The sequence below is a fragment of the Gilliamella sp. X-46 genome (assembly GCF_057063525.1).
The window spans coordinates 18,371-43,948 of record NZ_JBXSQH010000004.1 but is presented as its reverse complement, the minus strand read 5'-3'; the positions used below and the strand labels follow the sequence as shown (position 1 = coordinate 43,948).

Genomic DNA, 25,578 nt, shown 5'->3' with positions numbered 1-25,578 from the left:
AACTTCAATAAAATCAATGCCTTTCCTGACCGTTTTTTATTGGTAATAAATCATATTAAGTTGTTATGTCTAAAAATACTTATATCAATGCCGATAAATCCACATTGATACAGTATTTAACTTGTTGTTTTTATTAAGCCTTTTTAACAAAGCAGGCTTTTAGCATAATTTTCATGCCGTCAACTTTACAATCGATTTCGTGATCGCCTTCGACTAAACGGATACCTTTAGCTTTGGCACCTTTTTTTAGGACAGTTGATGAGCCTTTTAATTTAAGATCTTTGATCAAAATAATATCATCACCATCAGTCAGTAAATTACCGTTACTGTCTTTAACTTGTAATCCATCGTCAGAAGCCACAACTTCGTTTGGATCCCACTCGTGTGCGCATTCAGGGCAAACATAAAAGGTGCCATCGTGATAAGTATGTTCTGATTGGCAAGCAGGGCAATTAGGTATAGATTCCATGGGTTATTATTCTTCCAAATTAAATAAAATGGCGTTTACTATAGCAAAAAATGCTATTAAGTCATAGCACTCACCGTCAAGTTTCCATTAAACGTTTTTATACACAACCCTAACACCAGCATCAAACCCAAAATAAAGTTACGCTAGCTTATTTTCAAACATTACATTTAATCAACAGAACTTATTTAATGACCACTATTTAAAGAGCCCAAAAATCGGTCAGGAAAGGTATTGATTTTATTAAAGTTTTTATTTTATTGCTTTTAAACAAAAAAACACTCCATCAAAACACGCTAACAAAAATCTTAATCTTATTCACTCAACAAAACTTTACAAATTTAAAAAAAACTAGCGTATTATTAACCAATAGGTTACAATTTGAGCGCTTTTCAAGCAAGGAAAAGCTCATTAGTTGAGCGGATAATTATAAAAAATTGAAATAAAACAAAAATTTACTTGACAGGTTAATCAAAATGCGCTACCATAATCGGCATCTGGCATCTGGCATCTGGCATGCCAAACCTACGCCCTAAATCTTTTTCATTTTCACCATAGTCAAAATCAGACTCATTTCTTATTTTTATCACCAAAGTTTTCGAAGTTCTTTAGGCTGTCTAAATTACCTAAATTCTTGTTGTTCTTTGTGTCGTTGTTGTTATTGTCATATTCGCAAGGTTCACAGGCATTAACAGCGTATACATCAAAGGTAATTGAGGGGAGTGCGCCATATTTTACCTTTGATGGTGGTCAGACTAAGGTAACAAGCACAGACATGTTATTGTTTATTAAGTTGTTGGATGGACGAGTTATCACACCGTCGACAAATACATCAAGTGCGACAAATCCGATAAAGTTGCCTTATGCGGGAAATACTTTGGATAATATAGATATGTTAATCCCATCATCAGCTAATTCAATGAGTTTTAGTGATTTAGTCAATAGGTATCATTATTGGGGGGATGATGATGGAGATGGTAGTGTAACGGCATCAGGGAATATATCGGTGAGTTTTACTGATAGGAATGGTAATACAGTAAGTCGTAGTGATGCATTAGATATATGTAAGGCTCCTTATAGGGTAACATTAAGTAGTACAGGAGGTAGTTTAACTACACAGTACGGTTTACCTAATACAAATTATTTTAGTGGTCAGACAGTGACATATTATATCAATCCGTATGACAGTGTTGCTCGTATTTGTTCGATAAGGCCGAATCTTTATGCCGGCACAGGCTATTACGCCGGCCCAGCTAACATATGGGATCCTGCTAAGGGTTTTTTAGTTCAGTCTACAAATTCATCCTCTTACGATCGTAATTTTCCCACTACGGGTTCTGATGGCTTATATTTTGATTTACTCATAGAAGGGGGAGATGGAAGTCAGTTGACGTGGTCTTTGGTCACGAGTGGCGATATAACAGCTACGGTGACAAGTGTTACACCTAGTGATGGGTGGATTCCTAGTGCTGATAGAAGAAAAGTTGTCACACGTGTTAAGTTAAGTGGTCCTAAGACGGATAACTCTCAAATACAATCAGATAATCCTAGTCCGCTTACCCCGTTGCCATCTTTGCCGCAGACCTTTGAATTGGTGGGCAGGGATAGTGGTGGTAATGAGGTGAGGTATGGATTTGTGTTAAAGCAGTGGTTCGTCCATCGGGGTGATAAACGGGATACTCAATCTAGCCAATCCTCTTGGTGTAGTCGTTTGGGTTATCGTCTTGCTAGGGTAAGAGATTTAACCAATGCAGTCAAAACAGCTCGTCCTTCTATTTCTGGCGCCACGCCTAATTCATTTGGTAATCGTTACATGCGTCACATAGGTGCAGGTTTTTTCACTGAGTGGGGCGAACTGAACGATTACGTCGATGCAGGCTTCGTCGGCATCAGCTACTGGACAAACGACGTGGCAAATGCCGCGGAGGGCTTCCATGTCTACACGGACAGCGGCGATGTCTACAACTACAGTGCCAGCTTCAGATTCTCTGCTATTTGTACCGCACCTTAGTTTTTATTGCTGAGTCCTTAATCCTTTGGGCTGCAAGGCGGTTATGGTGCCAATAGAGAGTAATATCGCAAAGAACAGCGCCCCCACTTAGCAGGGGGGGGCTTTATTGGGAGCGCTGTTGCAGATTAAATCCGAGGTTTATTTTGAACACTAAACTACAAACGTACGAAACCTCTGCACCCAATCTATTCCATTCTCCAGAATACTCCAACAAAAGCTCAACCCTATTTAGTTAACAAAACTTTACAAATATTTAACAAAAAAACTAGCGCATAATTACTCAACCGGTTATAATTTAATCGCTTTTAAAGCAAGGGAAAGCTCGTTAGCCGAGCGGTTAATTATAAAAAGTGTAAATAAAACAAAAAATTACTTGACAGGGTAATCGAAATGCGTTACCATGTATGGCACATGGCCTGCCAAACCTATGCCTTAAATCTTTTTCAATTTCACCGTAGTCTAAATCAGACACAGTTCTTATTTTCATCACCGAGGTTATCGAGCTCATCGCGTTTGACGAAGTCGCCGAATTTATCGCGGTCTTCGGGCTTGGCATTATTGCCAAGGTTATCGTTGTGGTGTTCGTCGGGGTTAAGTTTTTTACTTAGCTTACTTAACCTTTCTAACATCTCTAGCTTCTTTAGCTTGCTTGAGTTACCTAGCTTATTTAGATTACCTAAATTGTCGTTATTATTTGCGCTGCTGCTCTTGTTGTCGTATTCGCAGAGTTCTGTGGCATTAACGGCACATACATCAAGGGAAATAGTGGGTAGTGCGCCGTATTTGACGTTTGATAGAGGTCGGACAAAGGCAACTTCAACAGATAGTTTATTGTCTATTAAGTTGCGGGATGGTAGAAGGTACACACCGGCAACCAATCCATCAAGTGCTACAAATCCAATAGTTTTACCTTATGCAGGAAGTACTTTGGGAGATATAGATATGTTAATCCCATCATCAGTGAATTCAGTGAGTTTAAGTGATTTAGTCACTAGGTATAATTATTGGGGAGATGATGATGGGGATGGACAGGGAGCTAATGGAGTAACGGCTACAGGGAGTATATCGGTATCGTTTAGGGATAAAAATGGCAATACCGTTAGTCGTAGTGATACATTAAGTATTTGTGGTGCTCCTTATAAGGTAACATTAAGAAGTACAGGAGGAAGTTTAACTACCCAGTATGGTGTGCCAAGGATTAGTAGTTTTAGTGGAGCTACGGTGGATTATTATATCAATCCGTATAACACTGTTCCTCGTGTTTGTTACGCAAGGCCGAAATTGTACTTTGGTGGTACTGGTGATAGTGTTGATGGTGTCCGTGACGATTCCAAGTACGCAGGTCCATCTAACATATGGTCTCCTACAAAGGGTTTTTTAGCTCAGTCTAATGATTCATCATCTTACGACCGAAATTTTCCGACAACGGGTGCTGATGGTTTGTATTTTGATTTAAACATAGGTGGAGTCGATGCACGTCAGTTGACGTGGTCTGTTGTCACGAATGGTAGTAGTATAACAGCTACGGTGACAAGTGTAACAGCTAATATGTTATGGATTCCTCGTGCTGATAGAGGAAAAGTTGTCGCACGTGTTAAGCTAAGCGGTCCTAGGACTGATAGTACTCAGAGAGATTCACGTAATCCTAGTCCTCTAGCTGTACCATCTTTACCACAGACATTTGAGGTAGTGGGTAGGGATAGTGGGGGTAATGTGATGGTTAAATATGGATTTGTGTTAAAGCAGTGGTTCGTCTCGCGAGGAAGGCAGGATACTCAATCTAATCAAATATCTTGGTGTAGACGTTTGGGTTATCGTCTTGCTAGGGTTAGGGATTTAACTAACGCGGTGAAAACAAATGGTAATTCTATTTCTGGCGCAGCGCCTAACTCATCTGCTAATAATTACATGCGTCATATAGGTGCAGGATTTTTCACGGAGTGGGGCGCTAGTGGCAGCCTTGAGTACTGGACCAGCGATGCATCAGGTGGAAATGGCTTCTATGTCGGCTGGGAAGAAGGCATCATCTACGATTGGCCTGGGAACGTCGACTACTTCGCTTTTTGCACCACACCTTAACTTTTATTTCTTAGTCCTCAATCCTTAGGCCGCGGGGGCGGTTATGGTGCCAATAGCGGAGAATTTATCAAAGAATAAAGCCCCCGCGTAAGTGGGGTATTCCCTTAGGGTTGCGCAGTTGTGGCAAAGCCACAATCGCGCCGCCCCCGCCGCCGACGCTGAAAGCGTGGTTGGCAATTCTAGTGATTACGCTGTGGCGGTTTAAATTCGTGGTCTATTTATAGTACGGCAAGGTTTCGGACGTTTTGACCTTTGGTGAATAAAATAGCTACAGTGACCACGTCCGAGCAAAGGGAATTAAAGCGAATTCCCTTTGCAATCCCACGCTTTGGCTACAGAATGTGGCCTACGGCTACCCTCCGCCGTCGCTCGGTCTTAACGCACCGTTTGTGGACGCGCTCCAAGCGCACCACAAACTCGCCAAACATCCTTGTTTGGCGTGCTAACCTCGCTCTGTTGTCGGCACATTCTGACGCCGGAATAAGACAACAACATAACCATCGTTTTTGGAATAGGTTATTGTGTTTTTATAAGGCAGTTTTTGTTAAAAAACATCCGGAAAAACTTTAATAAAATTAATACCTTTTCTGACCGATTTTTGGGCGGAAAATCAGGCCTTTTGGGTTGGTGAATAGAATAAATTGGGTGCGTAGGTTTCGGACGTTTTGACCTTAGGTGAACAAAATAGCTACAGTGACCACGTCCGAGCAAAGGGAATTAGAGCGAATTCCCTTTGCAATCCCACGCTTGGCTGCAGAATGTGGTCTACGGCTACCCGACGCCGTCGCTCAGTCTTAACGCACCGGCTATTATCCGTTCCAGACGGAGAATAGCCTCGCCAAACATCCCTGTTTGGCGTGCTGACCTCGCTCTGTTGTCGGTACATTCTGCCGCCGGAACAAGACAAACCGCATAGCTTTCGTTTTTTGCGGAGTGGTATCGTGTTTTATAAGGTGATTTTTGTAAAAAACGCCCCGCCAAAACTATTTTACCTATCAATTCCCTTATACTCTGGCAATAAAGTAGCAAAACCTTTATACTATGCGGTAATTTTTAGTATCTCTAAATTAGTCTTACTAAATCAACCCGTTCTTTAACATCATCAATTGGAAGAAAATTATGCATCCGATGCTTAATATTGCTATTCGCGCTGCTCGTAAAGCAGGCAATGTGGCCATTAAGGCTTATGAAAACCCTAGTTCAATCGAGATCGAAGCCAAAGGCGCTAATGATTTTGCCACTAATGTGGACCGTGCGGCCGAGGCTTTAATTGTGGAAACAATCAAAAAAGCTCATCCTGACCACACTATTATTGCCGAAGAAAGTGGCCTTGTTAAAGGTAATGATGCGGATACACAATGGATAATCGACCCAATTGATGGTACGACCAATTTTATCAAAAATATCCCTCATTTTGCTGTGTCAATCGCGGCGCGAGTTAAAGGTAAAACCGAAATCGCTGTGGTTTATAATCCAATGAGTAATGAGCTGTTTACGGCTGCTCGTGGTAAAGGTGCTCAACTTAATGGTTACCGCATTCGTGTGAGTAATGCCAAAGATTTAGACGGCAGCGTACTGGCAACAGCTTTCCCGTTTAAAGCTAAACAATACAGCGACAGCTATTTTGCCGTTTTGCAAAAGTTGTTTGTTAAGTGTGGCGATTTTCGTCGCGCAGGTTCGGCTGCTTTAGATTTGGCTTATGTTGCCGCAGGTCGTTTAGATGGCTTTTTTGAAATTGGCTTAAAACCATGGGATATCGCTGCTGGTGAGCTGATTTTGCGTGAGGCTGGTGGCGTTATTACCGATTTTGCTGGTGGTAATAATTATATGGTTTCGGGCAATGTTGTGGCTGGTAATCCTAGAATTGTAAAAGATTTATTAGTTTCTACCCAAAACGATTGGCCAGAAAAATTACGTAACTAATTTCCTTTCTTTTTTCACAGGGTTATATAAGCCCTGTGATCACCGCTTTATTTTTGTGCATAACCTTTAATATTCAGTATATACTAACTTTAAACTCGATAAACCATATAAGGTATATATCATGAAAACGGTCCAATATCATTTTATTGTTGAAGATATGAGCTGCGCATCTTGTGTTGGGCGCGTTGAAAAAGCACTCAAAAAAGTCGATGGGGTGATTGATGTTAGCGTTAATCTGGCGACTGAAAAAGCAACGGTTGACGCTGATGCACATGTAAAGCTCGAAAAATTGATGTCTGCGGTTGATAAAGCGGGTTATCATGCGGTTAAAATTACTGAGTCAGCAGGTGATCCACAAAAATCGAAAAAACCATCACCTCACTGGACTATTGTCACCGCTGTAATACTGGCTGTTCCTTTTGTGCTGCCTATGTTATTAGCGCCGTTTGGGATAAATTGGATGATGCCGGCTTGGTTGCAATGGGGGATTGCATCGGTTGTACAATTTGGCTTGGGGGCTAAATTTTATCGAAGTGGCTTTAGTGCGGTTAAAGCAGGGGCTGGCAATATGGATTTATTGGTTGCTATCGGCACAAGTGCTGCGTATGGATTATCAGTTTATCAGGTGATGACTGGCAAGGGTGAACATCTTTATTTTGAATCGTCAGTTATTATTATTACCTTAATTTTGATCGGTAAATGGCTAGAATCAAGCGCTAAACATCAAACCACCCAAGCAATTGCAGCGCTTGGTGCGCTACGGCCTGATGTTGCGTTAGTTAAGCAAGGTGATCAAGAAGTGAGTTTACCCATTAGCCAAGTGAATGTCGGGGATATTGTTATTGTTAAGCCCGGCGAGCGTATTGCGGTTGATGGTATTGTGATTGAAGGCGCATCAAGTAGCGATGAGTCAATGTTAACCGGTGAGAGCTTTCCTGTAAATAAATCCGTTAACGATGTGGTGACAGGTGGTACGATTAATGGTGAAGGCTTATTGCTTGTTCAAACTACAGCTATTCAGGCCGATTCTACGTTATCCAAAATCATTGCAATGGTTGAATCGGCTCAGGCCAAGAAAGCACCGATTCAACGAATTGTTGATCGCATTAGTGCGATTTTTGTGCCGGTGATTTTATTGATTGCACTAGTTACGCTATTGGCTTGGGGAGTGATATTGCATGATTGGCAGCAAGCATTACTTTATGCCGTTGCGGTGTTAGTGATTGCTTGCCCATGTGCGTTAGGCTTGGCAACACCAACCGCGATTATGGTGGGGACTGGGGTGGCTGCTCGCCATGGTATTTTAATTAAAGATGCCGAAGCGTTAGAAACGTTGCACAATGTTAATACGGTCGCATTTGATAAAACCGGTACTCTCACCATAGGTAAGCCTGAATTAGTCGAAATGGATATTATAGGTAGTGAGACGCCCGATCAAATTTTATCGCTAGCCGCATCATTACAAGCCGGTAGTGAGCATCCACTTGCTAAAGCCATTTTAAGTAAGGCTAAAGAGTATGGTTATGCTCAAAATATTACCTCGGTAGCGGGATCGGGGGTGATGGCAACTGTTGATAATACGCAGTATTATTTAGGTAGCTTGCGATGGATGAAATCATTAAATGCCTATTTTGTTGGCATGGACGATAAGATTAATGAGTTAGCCAGTAAAGGTTACACCATTTCATTTTTAGCTAAACAGCAATTAGAAGGTAATGTGGTGATATTAGCGCTATTTGGTTTTGCTGATGTAATCAAGCCAGAAGCGAAAACCGCCATTGAAGCGTTGCATCAGTTAAATGTAAAAAACGTTATGTTAACTGGGGATAACCAGAAAGCGGCGAATTACGTTGGGCAGCAGTTAGGCTTGGATAAAGTCATTGCTGAAGTGTTACCGCAAGATAAAGCCAATTATGTTTATCAATTACAAAAAGAAAGTCATGTTAATACCCATCATCGAGTGGCAATGGTGGGGGATGGGATTAATGATGCGCCAGCATTGGCGGCTGCGGATATTGGTATTGCGATGGGCACGGGTACCGATGTGGCTATGCATGCAGCAAGTATTACCCTTATGCGTGGTAATCTGTTTTTAATTGCTGATGCAATCGATATTTCGCGCCGAACCTATAATAAAATCAAACAAAATCTATTTTGGGCATTTTTCTATAATTTGATTGGCATTCCGCTAGCGGCATTCGGTTTTTTAAATCCAATGATAGCTGGTGCCGCTATGGCATTAAGTAGCGTGAGTGTGGTTACTAATGCGTTGTTACTTAAACGTTGGAAAGCAAGAGCTTAATCTTGTAGGGTAATCGTTAGGATTTTAATTTTTACACTAAGGCGGCTAATTACCGCCTTAGTTATTTGTGCGTTTGACTGTATAGATAATTAAATTAGGCTAAAACTGATTTGTGTGCCTTTCCCTTGTTCGGTAATAAACACGCCAACCGCGCAGATCAGTTGTTCATTATAGTAAATCAATGGGATTCGTGTACGCATCCACGGTGGAATGTTATGTTCTTGCCATAGCTTTTTTATTGATCGTGAACCATGGCGATTGATAATTTGAAATTGTCCTTGAGCATGAAATCGTACAGTGACTTGTTCATCTGCATGGGGTAAACGGCAAGATAAATCAGTTTGATAATTAGCCTGTAATTGACCAATACTATCAGGAAGAATTAAGGGCAAAGCCAAATCCCAATTAAGGATTTGTTGTTCAATATCTTGATATAACGGTAATAAATAGAGTTGATTTTGATAGCGACGAATTTGCTTGTCGTGTAGTATGAATTTAGGATTGGCATCTTCTTTTGCTAGCACAACCGTTTGCCAAATGAGTGCTAATTGTTTTTGGCTTGGCATAGTGATTTGTTGGGATCGTAGCCACATGCGCATTATAGCATTGCGTTTATATTCTGAACACGCCATTAAAGGCGCTAGATTTAGCTGTCCTTGTTGGCTAACCATCTGTTGAAAATCAGCCAATAATAATTCATTAATTAACGCTTCTTGCTGCTGACATAATTCAGCACTGCGTGCCACCATTTGCGAAAAATGTGGCCAACGTTGATTCAATGTTGGTAAGACCTTTAAGCGTAAAAAATTGCGGTCATAACGATCATCTTGGTTACTTTCATCTTCTATCCAGTTGAGTTGATGCTGATTAGCATAAGTTTCAATTTGTGCGCGTGAAATGGTTAATAAAGGGCGAAGATGTTGCTGATTTTCCTGTGGCATGGCAGCTAGCCCCGCTGGACCACTCCCGCGTTTTAATGCTAAAAGGAATGTTTCGCATTGATCATCAAGGTGTTGTGCAGTGCATAACGTTTCATCATCTGTTAAGTGACGATAGATAGCTTGGTAACGTGCGTTTCTGGCTTGTTCTTCGATGTTTCCTGCGCTAGGGTCGAGTTTGACTTTTTCAATGATTAGCGGCACTTGCCATGCTTGGCATTGTTTTTGGCAATGCATTGCCCAGTTGTCAGCATTGTTGCTTAAACCATGGTGAATATAGATCGCTCTTAGCTTTAAATCAGGTAACAATTGCTGTTTGAGTGCAACTAGCGCATCCATTAATACGGTTGAATCAACACCACCACTATAAGCAACCAGTAGTGCTTTGTGGTGTGTTATTTTATGCATAATTGTTTGTTTGATGCTTTCATCAAACATTGTTGGGTGTGGGTTATTCATCTTCTATTTAATTACACTAAGCTTTGTAATGCATTGGCTTTATTTTTATGTTGTTTGATTCTATCTAAACCAGCAGCAAGATCGGCAATTAAATCATCAGGATCTTCAAGACCTATATGTAGTCGAATAAGTGTTCCTGTAAAGTCTATGCCAGATACAGGTCTAATATTTGCGAGTTCTTCAGGTTGATTGGCTAAAATTAATGACTCAAATCCACCCCATGAATAAGCCATTGAGAAATAAGTTAAGTTATCAAGAAAATCAGACAATTGCACGTCGGTTAATCGATCTTTGAGTATAAATGAAAATAAGCCACTTGCGCCTGAAAAGTCACGTTTAAAAAATTCGTGTCCTTTACAGCTTTCTAATGCTGGGTGATTGACGGTTGCCACTTTTGGATGACTTGCTAGCCATTTTGCTACTTTTAAACCGCTTTCGTGATGTTGTTTTAATCTTATTGCTAATGTGCGTAAACCACGCGCAGCCATATAGGCGGTGTCCGCATCACACATTTGTCCCATTAAGTAAGAACGTTCGCGCAATGTTTCCCAACAGCGCTCGTTAGCAACCGCCGTGCCTATCATGGCATCAGAATGGCCGATAAGATATTTGGTACCGGCTTGTATTGAGATATCAATATCATGCTCTAACGCTTTAAATAAAATACCCGCGCCCCATGTGTTATCTATCATAATGATGATTTCAGGATTAACACTTCGAATGGCTTTAACAATGGCGGGGATGTCTTGAACTTCCATGGTTATTGAACTTGGCGATTCAAGAAACACGACTTTAGTATTTGGCTTAATGTGATTTGCGATATAGCGACCAATTAATGGTGAGAAGTAATCAGTTTGAACACCAAAATCTTTTAAAATGTGTTGGCAAAAATCTTGAGTGGGTTCGTAAACGGCTTCTGATACTAAAATATGATCACCCGTTTTCACAAAAGCCAAAATAGCATTAGTAATAGCTGCTGCACCACATGGATAAAGGTAACAACCGGCACCGCCTTCAATTTCAACCATCGCATCTTGTAGTGCAAAATGAGTCAATGTGCCGCGGCGACCGTAGAATAATGCGCCATTAGCACGGTTTTTTGTGGCTTCTTTTTTGGTTTCAATAGAATCAAAAACGAGTGATGATGCACGTTGAATAACCGAATTAACCGCACCTTGTGTATAACGCTTTTTGCGTCCTGCGTGAACTAATTTTGTTGGTAATGACATAATGATTCCTTTTGCAATTTTATAAATTTTTATATTTTTATAACAGTTAGAATAGCATGCTGCTAAAATAGTAAAAAATAATTTTTGTGAATGCTCACTGACCGATGACACTAATAATTCAACTTGCTAATTTGAATCATACCGAAATTGACTTTTCATTATTGCCTCCACAAATTGTTGCTGAAGCTGATAAATTCAATGATGAACGCAAAAAACAGTTTTTAGTGTGTCGCTCAATATTGGCCAATTTGCTTAAGCAGTACTGTCATATTCCAACTTTACCGGAAATGGTCATTGGCGATAATAGTCGCCCTTGTTTTTTAGAACGTCATTTACCTGACTTTAATATTAGTCATAGCCAAGATGCTGTGGCGGTGGCGATTTCATTAACGGGGATGATTGGGCTCGATATTGAAGTGGCACGCCCGCGCAAAAATTATTTAAACGTGGCTAAAAATTTTTTTGCGGATGATGAATATCAATGGATGCTTAAGCAAGACGATACATTAGCGGCTTTTTGGCAATTATGGACGTTGAAAGAGTCAGCATTAAAACTGTATGCTAAAGGGGTTTGGCAAATAAAATCGGTTAAAGTTAACTTAAAACAGCAGATGATTACAGCGCCTTTTGGGCAAGATTTTTATTATCAATATCGTCAAGTGGGCGATGTTCATCTTTCTGTGAACAGTAATCAACCGATTTCTAAATTGATTTTGTTATCTTAATATAGCCTTTTGCTATTATCTATTAGGGTAAAATAAATCATTGCTATTTATTAAACTAAATAGATATCTTGGATTATTTTTCTATTGCGTGCGTTTAATTGATATTCCTGTGATAACCAATTGTCAATGGTATCGTAACGTGTTTTAATTGCGTCAAATGCGGCCGTTAAATACTCTTTTTTGGCGGCAAAAATTAATTTGCGGTTTTCAAATTCCTCAGGAGTAATCTTATGTTGGTATTGGCGTAATAGATTTTCACGATAATCTGACAATAGTTGTTCAGTCAATAAATAATCTTGCATGATAGCTTCTTCACTCACACCTAAAGCAAACAGCGTTAATGCGACGCCAACACCCGTACGATCTTTCCCCACCGCACAATGTTGCACTAGTGGTTTACCTTGTGAGTTTAGTAGGATTGATGAAAGTTGTTGGTAAGCTGGATTATTAAATGGGAGTAGTTGATAAAGCTTAACCATAAAATCAAATGGCGCATTTTTTTTAAGTGTTTGGTGGGTATTGCCTAGATCGCTTGTTAAACTTGCGGTGACTGTATCGCTCAAAGGGTTAGCAGGTACATTAATATAATGAGTGTTTTGCCATAATTTATCTGGATTTCGGGCAATTTCATCAGGATCGCGATAGTCTAAAATATAATGCAGGTTTAACTCATTAGATAAAAAAGTCTGTTCTTCTGGCGTGATCAGTGAAAATGCACCAGAACGGTATAGCATGCCAGAGCGAATATGACGACCATCAGTTGTTTTGATTCCACCTAAATCGCGAAAATTAATCCCATTTTTTATTTGTACAACGGTTGTCATCATTCACCCTTATTTATTCTTAACTTCGCTTGCTATATTAACATGTTTCTGATTAGAATTAAGCCACTGTTTTGGCTTAACTCATAATTAAGGTATTTATTATGTCGACGTTATCTATTTTACTTTCTGATCAATCAGCTCCAACGCAATGGGGAAAGGATGCTCTTCTGAGTTTTTCCGATAATATTATTACTATTCACTATAAGTCGGAACATCGCTTAGGTGCAATTCAACGCGCAGGAAGAAAGCTAGATAACCAAGGGATAAGTTCAGTTAAATTAAGTGGTGAAAATTGGGATCTTGAAGCTTGTTGGCATTTTTGGTTAGGTTATCGTAATGCCAAAAAAAGTACCAAGGTAACTTGGCCAAAACTCAATAGCAAAGATAAGCAAGAACTAAAAAATCGCTTAGCGATTATTGATTGGTGTCGGGATATTGTTAATGAGCAAGCCGAAACATTAAGTCCGTTAGCACTAGCAACCCAAAGTGCAAAATTGGTTAGTGCTTATTCATCTGATATCACTTATAACATCATTTCAGGCGAGGCTTTAAAAGAGCACGATTATATGGGGATTTATACGGTAGGTAAGGGGTCAGATAGGCCGGCTACGTTACTTGAGCTTGATTATAATCCTACTAAAGATCCTAACGCACCTATTATCGCTTGTTTAGTCGGCAAGGGAATTACATTTGATTCGGGTGGTTATAGCTTAAAACCAAGTAGCTTTATGGAGTCTATGCGTTCAGATATGGGCGGTGCAGCATTAGTAACAGGGGCTTTAGCGCTAGCGATTGCACGAGGGCTACATCATCGCATCAAACTCTATTTATGTTGTGCCGATAATTTAGTCAGTGGCAATGCATTTAAACTTGGCGATATTATTCGTTATCGTAATGGCAAGACGGTTGAAGTTGATAACACCGATGCCGAAGGACGCCTTGTTTTAGCTGATGGTTTGATTTGTGCCGATAATGACAAACCTCATTATATTATTGACTGCGCAACGCTCACTGGTGCTGCTAAAATTGCAGTGGGAAACGATTATCAATCCCTGCTCTCTTTTGATGATAATTTTGCTAATCAATTGTTAGCAAGTAGCAACTTGGAACATGAAGCGTTCTGGCGATTACCTTTGGCAGAATTTCACCGTTCTCAATTTCCGTCATCGTTTGCTGATATGGCAAATTCAGGGTTACCTAATACCGCAGGAGCAAGTACTGCAGCGGCTTTTTTATCACATTTTATTAAAAATTATCAGCAAAATTGGTTACATATTGATTGCTCTGCAACATTCCGCAAAAGCGCTACAGCATTATGGGCAACAGGTGCAACAGGCGTTGGGATTAGAACAATTGCTAATTTACTTAGCAAACTTAAATAAGACCGAAAAAAAACCACTTGAAAAAGTGGTTTTTTTATTTCGATATTATCAATTAGTTAATTGCTTTCAATAACAGTCGCTTTTTTAATGTAAATTGGCTCAACGGGTACATTTTTATGTGGCCCTACGCGTTTAGTTGGCACATTAACAATTTTGTCAACGACTTCCATTCCTTTAATCACTTTACCAAATACAGCATAACCATATTGCTCTGGAGATTGGTAATTAAGAAAATCATTGTTAACGACATTGATAAAGAATTGGCTAGTAGCACTATTTACTTCACTGGTTCTTGCCATTGCAATGGTGCCGCGATCATTTTTTAAACCGTTATCCGCTTCATTTTTGATGGGTGGGTTATTATCTTTGAATTTTAGTTGATCATCAGCACCACCACCTTGAACCATAAATCCAGGAATGACGCGATGGAAAGTTAAATTTTCATAAAATCCACTATTAACGTAATCAAGAAAGTTTTTAGTGGTAATTGGGGCATGTTCGCTATCTAGTTCAATTTCAATATCGCCCATGCTAGTTTGTAATAACACCTTAGTATCTGCTAACGCAACAGTAGAAAGCAAAGTTAGTAATATTGTAATAAATAATAGTTTGATTTTTTTCATATATTAATTCCTTGAATCTAGGTGTGAGGCTGATTATACCGAATATTTAATTATTTTGAATAATTATTATGAAAAATCAGATAATTTTTTGTGTTGTAGATCGTAGAAGTATTTAATTGTATGCAGTTACAAAATTAGTTTGCCCTATTATATTTGTATTTCTTGATAAGAAAAACAAAAGTCAGTGGTTTATAAAAAATGTTTTTTTATGACTTCAGTTTTTATATTGAAATGTCATATTACCTGAAATTATTTTTACAAATAAGTATGTGATACTATGCGATGCATTTTATGTGATATGCCTTTATCTTTGCCCCATCAGGGTATTTGTAGCCAATGTGTTAAAAATCTACCTAAATTTAATAAGGTCTGTCATCAGTGCTGTTTGCCGCATTCTTTGTCGACTGATATATGTTATCGTTGCCGTACAAAAAAACCGTACTGGGATGAGCTTATTGCTGTTTCTGAATATATTAATCCGCTGAAAAAGTTGATTCATCATTTAAAATTTTATAACAAAATTGAACTAAATATGGCATTAGCAAGATTAATGTTTTTGGCTTGGTATCAACGGCGAGAAATGGATGCTTTAATTAAACCTGATTTGGTCACTTGTGTGCCGTTACATCATATTCGTTATTGGTCTCGTGGTTTTAATCAAGCTGAGTTATTAGCCAAGCCTATTGCTAGATGGTTAAATCGTGACTTTTATCCTCATTTGTTGTCTCGAAAGAAAAGAGGATTAGATCAAAAAAAGCTGACTCTTACTGAACGAATCTCTAATGTCGAAACGCTTTTTATGTGCAATCAAGATCTTTCACACAAATCGGTCATGCTTATTGATGATATTGTAACAACTGGTAATACAATTAATGCCATTAGCCAGCAACTGAAAAAATGCGGTGCAATACGTGTTTATGTCGTTTGTTTATGCCGTACAGTATTGTAAAATCTTAAACACCCTCTATAATAACCAAGAAAGTTAGTCAACTATTATTATAAATGATGTTAGGTCTGTTTATTGCCTAATTACATTGAAGTGAGGGATTATGTCTATTATCACTATTTCTGAATCAGCTCAACAGCACTTTAAAAAATTGCTAGCTAATCAACCCGATGGAACTCAAATTCGGGTATTTGTTATTAATCCCGGTACGCCAAGCGCAGAATGTGGTGTTTCGTATTGTCCGGCTGATACAGTAGAAGATGGCGACATAGAAGAAAAGTATGCTGATTTTTCAGTTTATATAGATGAAATTAGTGCACCATTTCTAGAAGAAACTGTTATCGATTATGTAACAGATGAATTAGGTTCGCAGTTAACATTAAAAGCACCAAATTCAAAAATGAAAAAAGTGGCAGACGATGCCCCACTCATTGAGCGTGTTAATTATGCAATTCAAGCGCAGGTTAACCCACAATTGGCTAGCCACGGTGGGCATGTGAGTTTAGTTGAGTTGACCGAAGATAATTATGTTATATTACAATTTGGTGGTGGTTGTAATGGTTGTTCAATGGTCGATTATACTTTGAAAGAAGGTATTGAAAAACAATTAATGGCAGAGTTTCCTGAACTGGCTGGTGTAAAAGACATCACTGAACATCAAGCCGGAGCGCATTCTTTTTGTTAGAAATAGCTGAAAATAATTTTTATTTAAACCTTGCTTATTACTAAGATTAAGTCATAATCGATAAACGTTTGCCATTTGATATTGTGATGGAGTTTTATGAATCAAGTTAGTATTATTTCAGATCTTATCGTTTGGATTGAAAAAAATTTGGAACAACCATTATCTATTGATCATGTTGCACAAAAATCAGGTTATTCTAAGTGGCATTTACAACGTATGTTTAAAGATGTAACAGGTCAAGTTCTTGGTACTTATATTCGTCATCGTCGTTTAACTTATGCCGCACTCGCTTTGCGTATGACAAGTAAACCAATTTTAGATATTGCGATGCAATATCGTTTTGATTCCCAGCAAACTTTTACCCGATCTTTTAAAAAACAATTCAATGAAACTCCAGCAAGTTACCGTAGGGGGGAATTTTGGGATCCTACAGGGTTAACACCGGCTATTGAGCTTAATAAAAACCGGCTTTCATTGCCCGAGCCAAAATTTGTGAATATGCCTCAAAAAACTTTTTGGGGTATCACTTTTAAGAATAATTGTAATTTGAGTCAATTATTAGATGAAGAAAATAAGCTAAGATCGCAATTTTTTTATAATTATATATCTCGCTGTAACCATAAAAGTGAAAATCTACCAGACAAAATTTATGCTTTTAGTCGTATATTGAAAAGCAAAGATAATGCTAATGAACAAGAGCTTTTTTATACCATTGCTTTAGATCATAATAATAATCTTGAAAATATTGAACAGGTTGTGAGTGAAGGTGGCTTGTATCTTTGTTTTAAATATATTGGTTCTCCTGATGAGTTTAGTGATTTTATTTCGCAAGTGCATTTAGCCGCCATGCCAGCATTAAAAGTACGTTTGCGTAGCTCTAGTTGTGTAATTGAAATTCATCATAACCATCATGATGGCACCGCCGAATCGGTTAAGGATATTACAAGTATGGAGTGTGATTATTGTGTGCCGGTTGTGGCAGAGAGTAACGTCAATATCCAATCAAATTTATCGTTATAACCAGAAGTATACAATTTGTTGATAGATATTGACTGGTCGGTTTAATTTACTGATTTTAACAAAATATTTTCTAACCATTTTTTGAATTCAGGCGTCGCTTCTTTAAGACTATTAGATCCTCTAGTGACTGTTGCAATACCAATTTTCAGTTGCTCTTTAAGTTGTCGCTGATTGATTGAACCATCAAGTAGTGAATGTACAATTTTGACACGAGTAATTAAAGCATTGCGTTCATCAGCGGTCATTAATAGCTTTAATATATCAAGTGAATAGCCATCGTTAAATGCTTGGTGTAATATTTCAACTGTGTCTTTCCATTCGTTAGTTTTCATTATAATCACCATTAATATTGTTTATTAAATTCATTTGAATTAAGAATATTGACATCTTTTTGCCCTAAAATTATTTGATAAATATAATCATATACCAATACATTTTTCACATAATTACGCGTTTCAGTAAACGGTATGCTATCAATAAATGCAACAGCATCCAGTTTTCCATGACTATTATTAAGCCATCTTTTTACACGATTAGGGCCTGCATTATAAGCTGCTGAAGACAATATACGATTATTTTCATTTTGTAGATAAACAGTGTTTAAATAGGAAGTACCTAATTCTATATTTGTTTTAGGATCAAACAATTGTGTAGACGAAACATAAGTGACTGAATTAACTTTTTTGGCTGTTTCTTTAGCTGTAGCCGGCATTAATTGCATTAATCCTCGAGCACCTGCAGGTGATTTGACTGTAGTGTCAAGTGCACTTTCTTGACGAGAAATAGCTAAAGCATAAGATAACGCAATCGCTTTGTCTTTTAATGCGTTGTTATATAAGTCTTTGTACATAATTGGTAAACGTTCAGTCCAGTTATTCCAAAGCTTGCCAACAATAGTTGCTTGAATACTAAGATCACCCCAGCCTTTTTGTAAGGCATATTGAGCTAATGTTAAATATTCATTTTTATTGGTTTGCTTATTTAGCATATATCGCCATTCGTTGCTTGATTCTGATGCCATACCAAAATAGTATAATTCGTTAATCCTTTTTACATAGGGTTGATTATCATATTTAGCTTTTAGTGTTGATATTTCAGATGGTGTAATCTTTTCAGATTGGTTGTTGAGCGAATAAGGCTGGTTAAGTGTTTGTGCACTTATCATGCCATAAAATCCACGTTTAGTTGTTAGTGTTTGTAAAATTTGGTTAGCTTCATTTTTTTGATTTTTACTGAGTAATACTCGAGCTTGCCAATATTGCCATTCTTCTTTTAATTGATCTTCTGGCGATAATTGTGCTATCCAATAAGCAATATCAGTAAAGTTATAGTTATCGATAGCAAGGCGAATACGTTTTTCGACTAATGTTGTATCATGATATTTGGCAATATAGTTATCACGCCATTTAATTTGTTCATCAGTTGCAGAATCATTAAAGTAGCTGTTGGCCAAACTTTTTTGTAACGCAACTTGCTCCACTTCATTTAAAGCCTGCTGTTTAACCAATTTTGGCAATAATGATGCAGCTAAGTTCATATCTGCTTTTACTAAGCGAGAAAATGATGCTAAGACAATCTTTTTAGTGAAAGAGCTAGCTTTAATATTTTTTGAAAAAGCTTCTAATTTTTTAGGATTATCAAGTACAGCGAGTAAATTACTTTTGATTGTTTTGTACTTGTCATCAAGTAAGTTAGCTAGATATTTGGCTAATTTTAAATTATTTGCTTCAATAGCTAGTTCAATACGTGATAATACTAAATTGGCTGTTAGCTTACCTGCTTGATCCCATGCATCGAGTAATGGATCGCACGCAGAAGGAAGTTCTTTACCGGTCACCCAAAGGGATTCAATAGCGTTAAAGGCCGCCTCGTTATTTCCTTGCTGTAGTAATGCATATTGATAGCGACAATTAGATAGTGTGGAATTATCTTTGGGGAATGCAATGATTGCATTCCAATCTTGACGATTGCTTAATTCCGTTAGATAAGATTGTGTTAATGAAGCCGTTAACGGAAAGTCTTTATATTGGTTGACAAAATCACTTACCATTTGCGGTGGAACTAATCTAATATTATTCTGAAAAAACTGAATGGCAGCATAAGGGTATAAAGGATAATCTTTTATGGCGGTGAGCAATGTTTGCTGTTCTTCAAAAGTCAGTGATTGATAAGAATCAAGCCATTTTTGATAATTTTCTCGTAGAGTCTTTTGAGAATCAGCGGCGTAAGTATTGCTGGTGAACAGTAGGCCTATTACTAAAAAATAACGTAAAACTAATTTCATTCTTTAATCCTTATAAGAATTCATTTTATTAGATTAGCATATTAAGCTATGATTCGTCGATGATGAACTACACCTTAATTCCTACTAAAACACTCAACTAAATACTTGACTAAATTAAAAGGATATATACAATAAGTGTTAATAAATATAGGGGAATAATCAATGAAACTGACATCAAAAGGACGATATGCGGTGACGGCAATGCTTGATGTTGCTCTACACGCTGATTCAGGACCGGTATCACTTGCTGATATTTCAGAGCGTCAAGAAATTTCACTTTCTTATCTGGAACAATTGTTTGCTCGATTACGAAAAAATGGTTTGGTTCTAAGTGTCAGAGGTCCTGGCGGTGGTTATATTCTGAGTCGTTCTATGGATCAAATTGCTATTAGTTCAATTGTTAAAGCTGTCGATGAGACAGTGCATGCAACAAAATGCCATGGGCAAGACGGATGCCAAGGCGGTGTTAGGTGTTTAACTCATACACTATGGAATGATTTAAGTGAACGAATTGAGGACTTTTTAACTAGTATTACACTGAGCGAATTGGTCAATAATAAAGAAGTTAAAGCCGTAGCTAATCGACAAAGTAATATACAACACCTTCAAATTAATTAATAAAATACAATATACAATACAGAATTTGTCATTGGGAGTAATTAATGAAACTACCTATTTATATGGATTATGCAGCGACAACGCCTGTAGATCCTAGAGTTGCTGAAAAAATGATGCAATATTTAACGCCAGACGGTATATTTGGTAATCCGGCATCTCGTTCCCACAAATTTGGTTGGCAAGCTGAAGAAGCGGTTGATATTGCACGTAATCAAATAGCTGATCTTATTGGAGCTGATTCTCGCGAAATCGTTTTTACATCAGGTGCAACTGAAGCCGATAATTTAGCAATCAAAGGTGCTGCTCATTTTAATCAAGCCAAAGGTAAGCACATTATTACTTGTAAAACTGAGCACAAGGCTGTGCTTGACACTTGTCGCCAACTTGAGCGAGAAGGTTATGAAGTGACTTATTTAGCACCAGAATCTAATGGTATACTCGATTTAGATAAACTTGCAGCAGCAATGCGCAGTGATACAACTGTTGTATCAATTATGCATGTTAATAACGAAACAGGTGTAATACAAAACATTGAAAAAATTGGCGAGATGTGTCGTGAACGAGGTATTGTTTTTCATGTTGATGCAACACAATCTGTTGGTAAATTACCCATTGATGTAGCCAACTTAAAAGTTGATTTGATGTCATTTTCGGGCCATAAGATTTATGGACCAAAAGGTATTGGTGGGCTTTATGTAAGACGTAAACCACGTGTGCGCATTGAAGCACAAATGCACGGCGGTGGTCATGAACGTGGGATGCGCTCAGGTACTTTACCTGTACACCAAATCGTGGGTATGGGCGAAGCATACCGTATTGCAAAAGAAGAGATGGCGACCGAAATGCCACGCTTATTAGCTTTAAAAAATCGTTTATGGGATGGTTTAAAAGATATTGAAGAAGTCTATCTTAATGGATCTTTAGAACATGGAGTGCCAAATATCTTGAATGTAAGCTTCGCTTATGTTGAAGGTGAATCATTGATGATGGCTTTAAAAGATTTAGCCGTATCATCAGGTTCAGCTTGTACATCTGCAAGTTTGGAACCTTCTTATGTACTTCGAGCATTGGGTCTTAATGATGAGCTTGCACATAGTTCAATTCGTTTTTCATTTGGGCGATTTAGTACTGAAGAAGAAGTTGATTACGTCATTAAATTAATTAAAGATTCTATAGATAAACTAAGAGATTTATCGCCACTTTGGGAAATGTTTAAAGATGGCGTTGATTTAACAAAAATTAAATGGTCAGCACATTAAAATTAGGAGTAAATTATGGCATATAGTGAAAAAGTTGTTGATCATTATGAAAACCCACGTAATGTTGGTTCATTTGATCAAAATGATCCTAATGTCGGTAGCGGTATGGTTGGCGCGCCAGCGTGTGGGGATGTGATGCGTTTACAAATCAAAGTGAATGATAATGGGATTATTGAAGATGCTAAGTTTAAAACTTATGGTTGTGGTAGTGCAATTGCATCAAGTTCCTTGGTTACAGAGTGGATAAAAGGTAAATCATTAGACGAAGCAGGAGCGATCAAAAATACGGATATTGCTAAGGAACTTGCTTTACCTCCAGTAAAAATTCATTGTTCGATTTTAGCGGAAGATGCAATTAAAGCAGCTATTGAAGACTATAAAACGAAAAAAGGACAACGCTAATGGCAATCACATTGACTAATAGCGCAGCTAATCGTGTCCAAGCTTTCCTTGCTAATCGAGGAAAAGGTGTTGGGTTACGATTAGGTGTTAAAACATCAGGTTGTTCTGGTATGGCGTATGTTTTAGAGTTTGCCGATGTGATTAATGATGATGATAGTGTCTTTGAAGATAAACAAGTCAAAGTTATCGTGGATAAAAAGAGTTTAGTCTATATTGATGGTACTGAACTTGATTTTGTTAAAGAAGGATTAAACGAAGGTTTCAAGTTTAATAATCCCAATGTGCAACACGAATGTGGTTGCGGTGAAAGCTTTAATGTGTAATTGGACACAATAATTATGGTTAATTACTTTGAGCTATTTAATTTGCCGGTTCAATTACCTGTGAATATAGCTGAGCTAACAACTCATTATCAGCAATTGCAAAGGCAATATCACCCAGATAATTTTGCTGTTGCAACCGATAATGATAAAGTGGCAATTGTTCAAAAATCAGCAACCATTAATGATGGTTACCATACGTTAAAAAATCCAATCAAAGCTGCCGAGTATTTTTTATCTCTACAAGGTTTTGATGTGGCAACTGAACAAAATATTATTCATGATGCCGATTTTTTAATGGAGCAATTTGTTTTACGTGAAAAGCTTGATGAAATCGAGAGCAAAGGGAATTTTGAATTATTAGATGATTTTCATGATGAAATTGTTGCGCGTCAAAATACAGTTTATAACGAATTATTACAATTTATTACTAATCAAAATTGGTCAGCTGCACTTAATCAGATCTATAAAATCCGCTATCTTGCTAGGTTGATTGAACAAATCGAAAAGTTACAAGAAAAGCAATTTGATTTATAATTTAAAATAAGTAACGTATCGATAGAGATAGATTAAATGGTATTATTACAGATCAGTGAACCAGGACAAACTCCACTACCACATCAGCGTCGCCTTGCGGTGGGGATTGATCTTGGCACAACGAATTCATTAGTAGCAACGGTTAGAAGTGGACAAGCAGAGGTATTGCCTGATTTAGAAGGTAATTCACTGTTGCCATCTGTTGTGCATTATGGTGTTGATCATGATGATAACCCCATTATTACGATTGGAAAAAATGCCAAAGACAACGCCGTTAATGATCCGCAAAATACAGTCAGCTCTATTAAACGATTAATGGGGCGAAGTTTATCTGATATAGACTTATCACATTTTCCTTATACTTTTTCACAAACTGAAAATGGTGTTCCTTTATTAAATTTGCCTAATGATCAAGTCAATCCAATACAAGTTTCATCAGAAATTCTGACAGCTTTAGCTGAGCGAGCAAAAGAGAGCTTGCAAGGTGAAATTGATGGTGTAGTTATTACTGTGCCTGCCTATTTTGATGATGCACAACGGCAAGCAACGAAAGATGCTGCAAAATTAGCTGGCTTGCATGTATTGCGTTTACTTAATGAGCCTACAGCTGCTGCTATTGCCTATGGTTTAGATTCAGGAAAGGAAGGTGTTATCGCTGTTTATGATTTAGGTGGTGGTACTTTTGATATTTCTATTTTGCGCTTAAATAAAGGTGTTTTTGAAGTCCTAGCAACCGGTGGTGATTCTGCACTTGGTGGTGATGATTTTGATCGGTTACTAGCTGACTATATAAAGAGGGAATTAGGGTTAGTTAATAATATAGACCCTTATATTAATCAAAAAATCAGTAACCAAGCGACTGAAATAAAGATTTTACTGAGTCGTCAAGATTCGGCTGTATTGTCGCTTGATAATCAGTCATTGACTATTACCCGCCAGCAATTTGAACAATTAATTGAGCCATTGGTTAAACGTACTTTGGCTGTTTGTCGCCGAGCGTTAAAAGATGCCGAGATTAGTGTGGATGAAGTGGTTGAAGTTGTTATGGTTGGTGGCTCAACTCGCGTGCCGTTAGTACGACAATCAGTCGCGAATTATTTTAAAACACATCCGTTAACATCTATTGATCCGGATAAAGTAGTTGCTATTGGTGCAGCTATTCAAGCTGATATTTTAGTTGGAAATAAACCTGATTCGGATATGTTATTGCTTGATGTGATCCCATTGTCGTTAGGCATTGAAATCATGGGCGAATTGGTTGAAAAAATTATTCCACGTAATAGTACGATCCCGTGTGCAAGGGCTCAAGAATTTACCACTTTTAAAGATGGTCAAACTGCGATGATGATTCATGTTTTACAAGGAGAACGTGAAAGTGTTGCTGACTGTCGATCGTTGGCTCGTTTTACATTGCAAGGTATCCCACCAATGCCAGCCGGCGGCGCGCACATTAGGGTGACTTTTCAAGTTGATGCCGATGGTTTATTAAATGTTACAGCAATGGAAAAATCGACGGGTATTGAAGCCACTATCCAAGTAAAACCTTCATATGGATTAACTGATAATGAAATTGCTGATATGATTCAAGATTCCATCAGTAATGCAGAGCAAGATAAACAGATTCGAATGCTTGCTGAACAAAAAGTTGAGGCTGCTAGAGTGCTTGAAAGCTTACAAAGTGCCTTAGATAAAGATGCTGACTTATTAAATGAAAAGGAACTGAACCTGATTTTAGCAGCTAAGCATCAATTACAAGTAGCGAGTGAATCAGATAATAGTTACGCAATTGAAAAGCAAATAAAAATTGTAGATAACGTGACACAAGATTTTGCTGCCAAGCGAATGGATAGGTCTATTCGTCATGCTTTAACTGGTCATAAAATTGATGATATTTAACTAACGAGATTATTATGCCAAAAATTACTTTTTTACCGAATGCCGATCTTTGCCCAGATGGAAAAACTGTTGAGGCACAAGAAGGCGAATCTATTTTAGAAGTGGCATTGCGCAATGATATTGAAATTGAGCATGCGTGTGAAATGTCATGTGCTTGTTCTACATGCCATTGTATTGTTCGCAAAGGGTTCGATTCTTTAGAAGAAAGTGATGAGCAAGAAGATGACATGCTAGACAAAGCGTGGGGTGTTGAACCTCATAGCCGTTTAAGTTGTCAAGCTCGTGTCACGAATCAAGATCTAGAGGTCGAAATTCCTAGATATAGCCTTAATCATGCCAAAGAAGATCATTAACTCGTTATCATAATAACGAATGATTACCCACTATATAAAAATAAATATTAAATCTGGTTAGTTGATTGAAATTTGATACCGATAAATCAATAACCAGAAAAATCGCTTTATCTTTAAATCTAAATATCTGTATTTATTTCTTGCCGTTAGTTAACTAAAGGAGTATAATCTATCCACTTTGTTTATTGCCTTTATATAAGCAAATGATAAAAAGATATAATCGTTATGTAGAAAATAGCTAATTATATCAACAATACTCCCGATCTGGGGGTTACGAAAAAGAACGGATTACACTCT

At 37.9% G+C, this 25,578-nt stretch carries 23 protein-coding genes; 16 read left to right on the top strand and 7 right to left on the bottom strand.

Annotation, left to right across the window (positions count from 1 at the left end; all coding sequences use genetic code 11):
• Positions 1-133 precede the first annotated feature (133 nt).
• Positions 134-469, bottom strand: coding sequence for a zinc ribbon domain-containing protein YjdM (locus ACYIAJ_RS05175; RefSeq protein WP_483559727.1), 336 nt, complete (start codon positions 467-469; stop codon positions 134-136).
• A gap of 658 nt (positions 470-1,127) precedes the next feature.
• On the opposite strand from ACYIAJ_RS05175, the gene ACYIAJ_RS05170 reads away from it, so the two are divergent.
• The 4 genes from ACYIAJ_RS05170 (at position 1,128) to ACYIAJ_RS05155 (ending at position 8,781) form a co-directional block, all read left to right on the top strand.
• Positions 1,128-2,477 carry a hypothetical protein gene (locus tag ACYIAJ_RS05170; RefSeq protein WP_483564423.1) on the top strand — a complete coding sequence of 450 codons (1,350 nt, stop codon included), beginning with the start codon at positions 1,128-1,130 and terminating at the stop codon, positions 2,475-2,477.
• Between the two features lie 390 nt (positions 2,478-2,867).
• Positions 2,868-4,556, top strand: coding sequence for a hypothetical protein (locus tag ACYIAJ_RS05165; protein ID WP_483564422.1), 1,689 nt, complete (start codon positions 2,868-2,870; stop codon positions 4,554-4,556).
• A 1,119-nt stretch (positions 4,557-5,675) separates the two neighbouring features.
• Positions 5,676-6,479, top strand: a complete 804-nt coding sequence (gene suhB, locus ACYIAJ_RS05160) for an inositol-1-monophosphatase (RefSeq protein WP_174787092.1) — start codon at positions 5,676-5,678, stop codon at positions 6,477-6,479.
• 121 nt (positions 6,480-6,600) lie between these two features.
• Positions 6,601-8,781, top strand: coding sequence for a heavy metal translocating P-type ATPase (locus tag ACYIAJ_RS05155; RefSeq protein ID WP_483564421.1), 2,181 nt, complete (start codon positions 6,601-6,603; stop codon positions 8,779-8,781).
• 89 nt (positions 8,782-8,870) lie between these two features.
• Here ACYIAJ_RS05155 and tilS read toward each other — a convergent pair whose 3' ends face one another.
• On the bottom strand, positions 8,871-10,157 hold the full coding sequence (gene tilS, locus ACYIAJ_RS05150; RefSeq protein WP_483559815.1) for a tRNA lysidine(34) synthetase TilS: 1,287 nt from the start codon (positions 10,155-10,157) through the stop codon (positions 8,871-8,873).
• Positions 10,158-10,189: 32 nt separating this feature from the next.
• On the bottom strand, positions 10,190-11,407 hold the full coding sequence (metC, locus tag ACYIAJ_RS05145) for a cystathionine beta-lyase (RefSeq protein ID WP_483559722.1): 1,218 nt from the start codon (positions 11,405-11,407) through the stop codon (positions 10,190-10,192).
• Between the two features lie 104 nt (positions 11,408-11,511).
• Between metC and ACYIAJ_RS05140 the strand changes: the two genes are divergently transcribed.
• On the top strand, positions 11,512-12,132 hold the full coding sequence (locus tag ACYIAJ_RS05140) for a 4'-phosphopantetheinyl transferase family protein (RefSeq protein WP_483559721.1): 621 nt from the start codon (positions 11,512-11,514) through the stop codon (positions 12,130-12,132).
• A 50-nt stretch (positions 12,133-12,182) separates the two neighbouring features.
• On the opposite strand, the gene ACYIAJ_RS05135 is transcribed toward ACYIAJ_RS05140, so the two are convergent.
• The gene (locus ACYIAJ_RS05135) at positions 12,183-12,956 is read right to left on the bottom strand and encodes a tyrosine-protein phosphatase (RefSeq protein ID WP_483559719.1); all 774 of its coding nucleotides are present in this window, start codon (positions 12,954-12,956) and stop codon (positions 12,183-12,185) included.
• A 101-nt stretch (positions 12,957-13,057) separates the two neighbouring features.
• On the opposite strand from ACYIAJ_RS05135, the gene pepB reads away from it, so the two are divergent.
• A complete protein-coding gene (pepB, locus tag ACYIAJ_RS05130) occupies positions 13,058-14,338 on the top strand; it encodes an aminopeptidase PepB (RefSeq protein WP_483564420.1) in 1,281 nt (426 codons plus the stop codon).
• A 56-nt stretch (positions 14,339-14,394) separates the two neighbouring features.
• On the opposite strand, the gene ACYIAJ_RS05125 is transcribed toward pepB, so the two are convergent.
• On the bottom strand, positions 14,395-14,961 hold the full coding sequence (locus ACYIAJ_RS05125) for a peptidylprolyl isomerase (protein ID WP_483559716.1): 567 nt from the start codon (positions 14,959-14,961) through the stop codon (positions 14,395-14,397).
• Positions 14,962-15,238: 277 nt separating this feature from the next.
• Here ACYIAJ_RS05125 and ACYIAJ_RS05120 point away from each other — a divergent pair, with 277 nt between their 5' ends.
• The 3 genes from ACYIAJ_RS05120 (at position 15,239) to robA (ending at position 17,612) form a co-directional block, all read left to right on the top strand.
• Positions 15,239-15,910: a phosphoribosyltransferase family protein gene (locus ACYIAJ_RS05120; protein ID WP_483559714.1), complete on the top strand. Its 672-nt coding sequence runs from the start codon at positions 15,239-15,241 to the stop codon at positions 15,908-15,910.
• A gap of 100 nt (positions 15,911-16,010) precedes the next feature.
• A complete protein-coding gene (gene nfuA / locus ACYIAJ_RS05115) occupies positions 16,011-16,592 on the top strand; it encodes a Fe-S biogenesis protein NfuA (protein WP_180214359.1) in 582 nt (193 codons plus the stop codon).
• Between the two features lie 96 nt (positions 16,593-16,688).
• Positions 16,689-17,612 carry an MDR efflux pump AcrAB transcriptional activator RobA gene (gene robA / locus ACYIAJ_RS05110; RefSeq protein ID WP_483559713.1) on the top strand — a complete coding sequence of 308 codons (924 nt, stop codon included), beginning with the start codon at positions 16,689-16,691 and terminating at the stop codon, positions 17,610-17,612.
• A gap of 41 nt (positions 17,613-17,653) precedes the next feature.
• Here robA and trpR read toward each other — a convergent pair whose 3' ends face one another.
• Together trpR and sltY are read right to left on the bottom strand one after the other, a co-directional pair.
• A complete protein-coding gene (trpR, locus tag ACYIAJ_RS05105; RefSeq protein WP_483559711.1) occupies positions 17,654-17,944 on the bottom strand; it encodes a trp operon repressor in 291 nt (96 codons plus the stop codon).
• A gap of 11 nt (positions 17,945-17,955) precedes the next feature.
• A complete protein-coding gene (gene sltY, locus ACYIAJ_RS05100) occupies positions 17,956-19,896 on the bottom strand; it encodes a murein transglycosylase (RefSeq protein WP_483559709.1) in 1,941 nt (646 codons plus the stop codon).
• Positions 19,897-20,058: 162 nt separating this feature from the next.
• On the opposite strand from sltY, the gene iscR reads away from it, so the two are divergent.
• Genes iscR through fdx form a run of 7 tightly spaced genes read left to right on the top strand, consistent with a single transcriptional unit; the run spans position 20,059 to position 25,281 of the window.
• A complete protein-coding gene (iscR, locus tag ACYIAJ_RS05095) occupies positions 20,059-20,514 on the top strand; it encodes a Fe-S cluster assembly transcriptional regulator IscR (protein ID WP_160403052.1) in 456 nt (151 codons plus the stop codon).
• Positions 20,515-20,558: 44 nt separating this feature from the next.
• Complete coding sequence (locus ACYIAJ_RS05090; RefSeq protein WP_483559707.1) at positions 20,559-21,773, top strand: IscS subfamily cysteine desulfurase; 1,215 nt, start codon at positions 20,559-20,561, stop codon at positions 21,771-21,773.
• Positions 21,774-21,788: 15 nt separating this feature from the next.
• The gene (gene iscU / locus ACYIAJ_RS05085; protein WP_065586702.1) at positions 21,789-22,175 is read left to right on the top strand and encodes a Fe-S cluster assembly scaffold IscU; all 387 of its coding nucleotides are present in this window, start codon (positions 21,789-21,791) and stop codon (positions 22,173-22,175) included.
• The gene (gene iscA, locus ACYIAJ_RS05080; RefSeq protein WP_483559704.1) at positions 22,175-22,498 is read left to right on the top strand and encodes an iron-sulfur cluster assembly protein IscA; all 324 of its coding nucleotides are present in this window, start codon (positions 22,175-22,177) and stop codon (positions 22,496-22,498) included. Before iscU ends, iscA begins: the two co-directional genes overlap by 1 nt.
• 15 nt (positions 22,499-22,513) lie before the next feature.
• Positions 22,514-23,032, top strand: a complete 519-nt coding sequence (hscB, locus tag ACYIAJ_RS05075) for a Fe-S protein assembly co-chaperone HscB (protein WP_483559702.1) — start codon at positions 22,514-22,516, stop codon at positions 23,030-23,032.
• A 36-nt stretch (positions 23,033-23,068) separates the two neighbouring features.
• Positions 23,069-24,928 carry a Fe-S protein assembly chaperone HscA gene (gene hscA, locus ACYIAJ_RS05070; RefSeq protein ID WP_483559700.1) on the top strand — a complete coding sequence of 620 codons (1,860 nt, stop codon included), beginning with the start codon at positions 23,069-23,071 and terminating at the stop codon, positions 24,926-24,928.
• Positions 24,929-24,942: 14 nt separating this feature from the next.
• Complete coding sequence (gene fdx / locus ACYIAJ_RS05065) at positions 24,943-25,281, top strand: ISC system 2Fe-2S type ferredoxin (protein ID WP_065638308.1); 339 nt, start codon at positions 24,943-24,945, stop codon at positions 25,279-25,281.
• Positions 25,282-25,578: the final 297 nt, after the last annotated feature.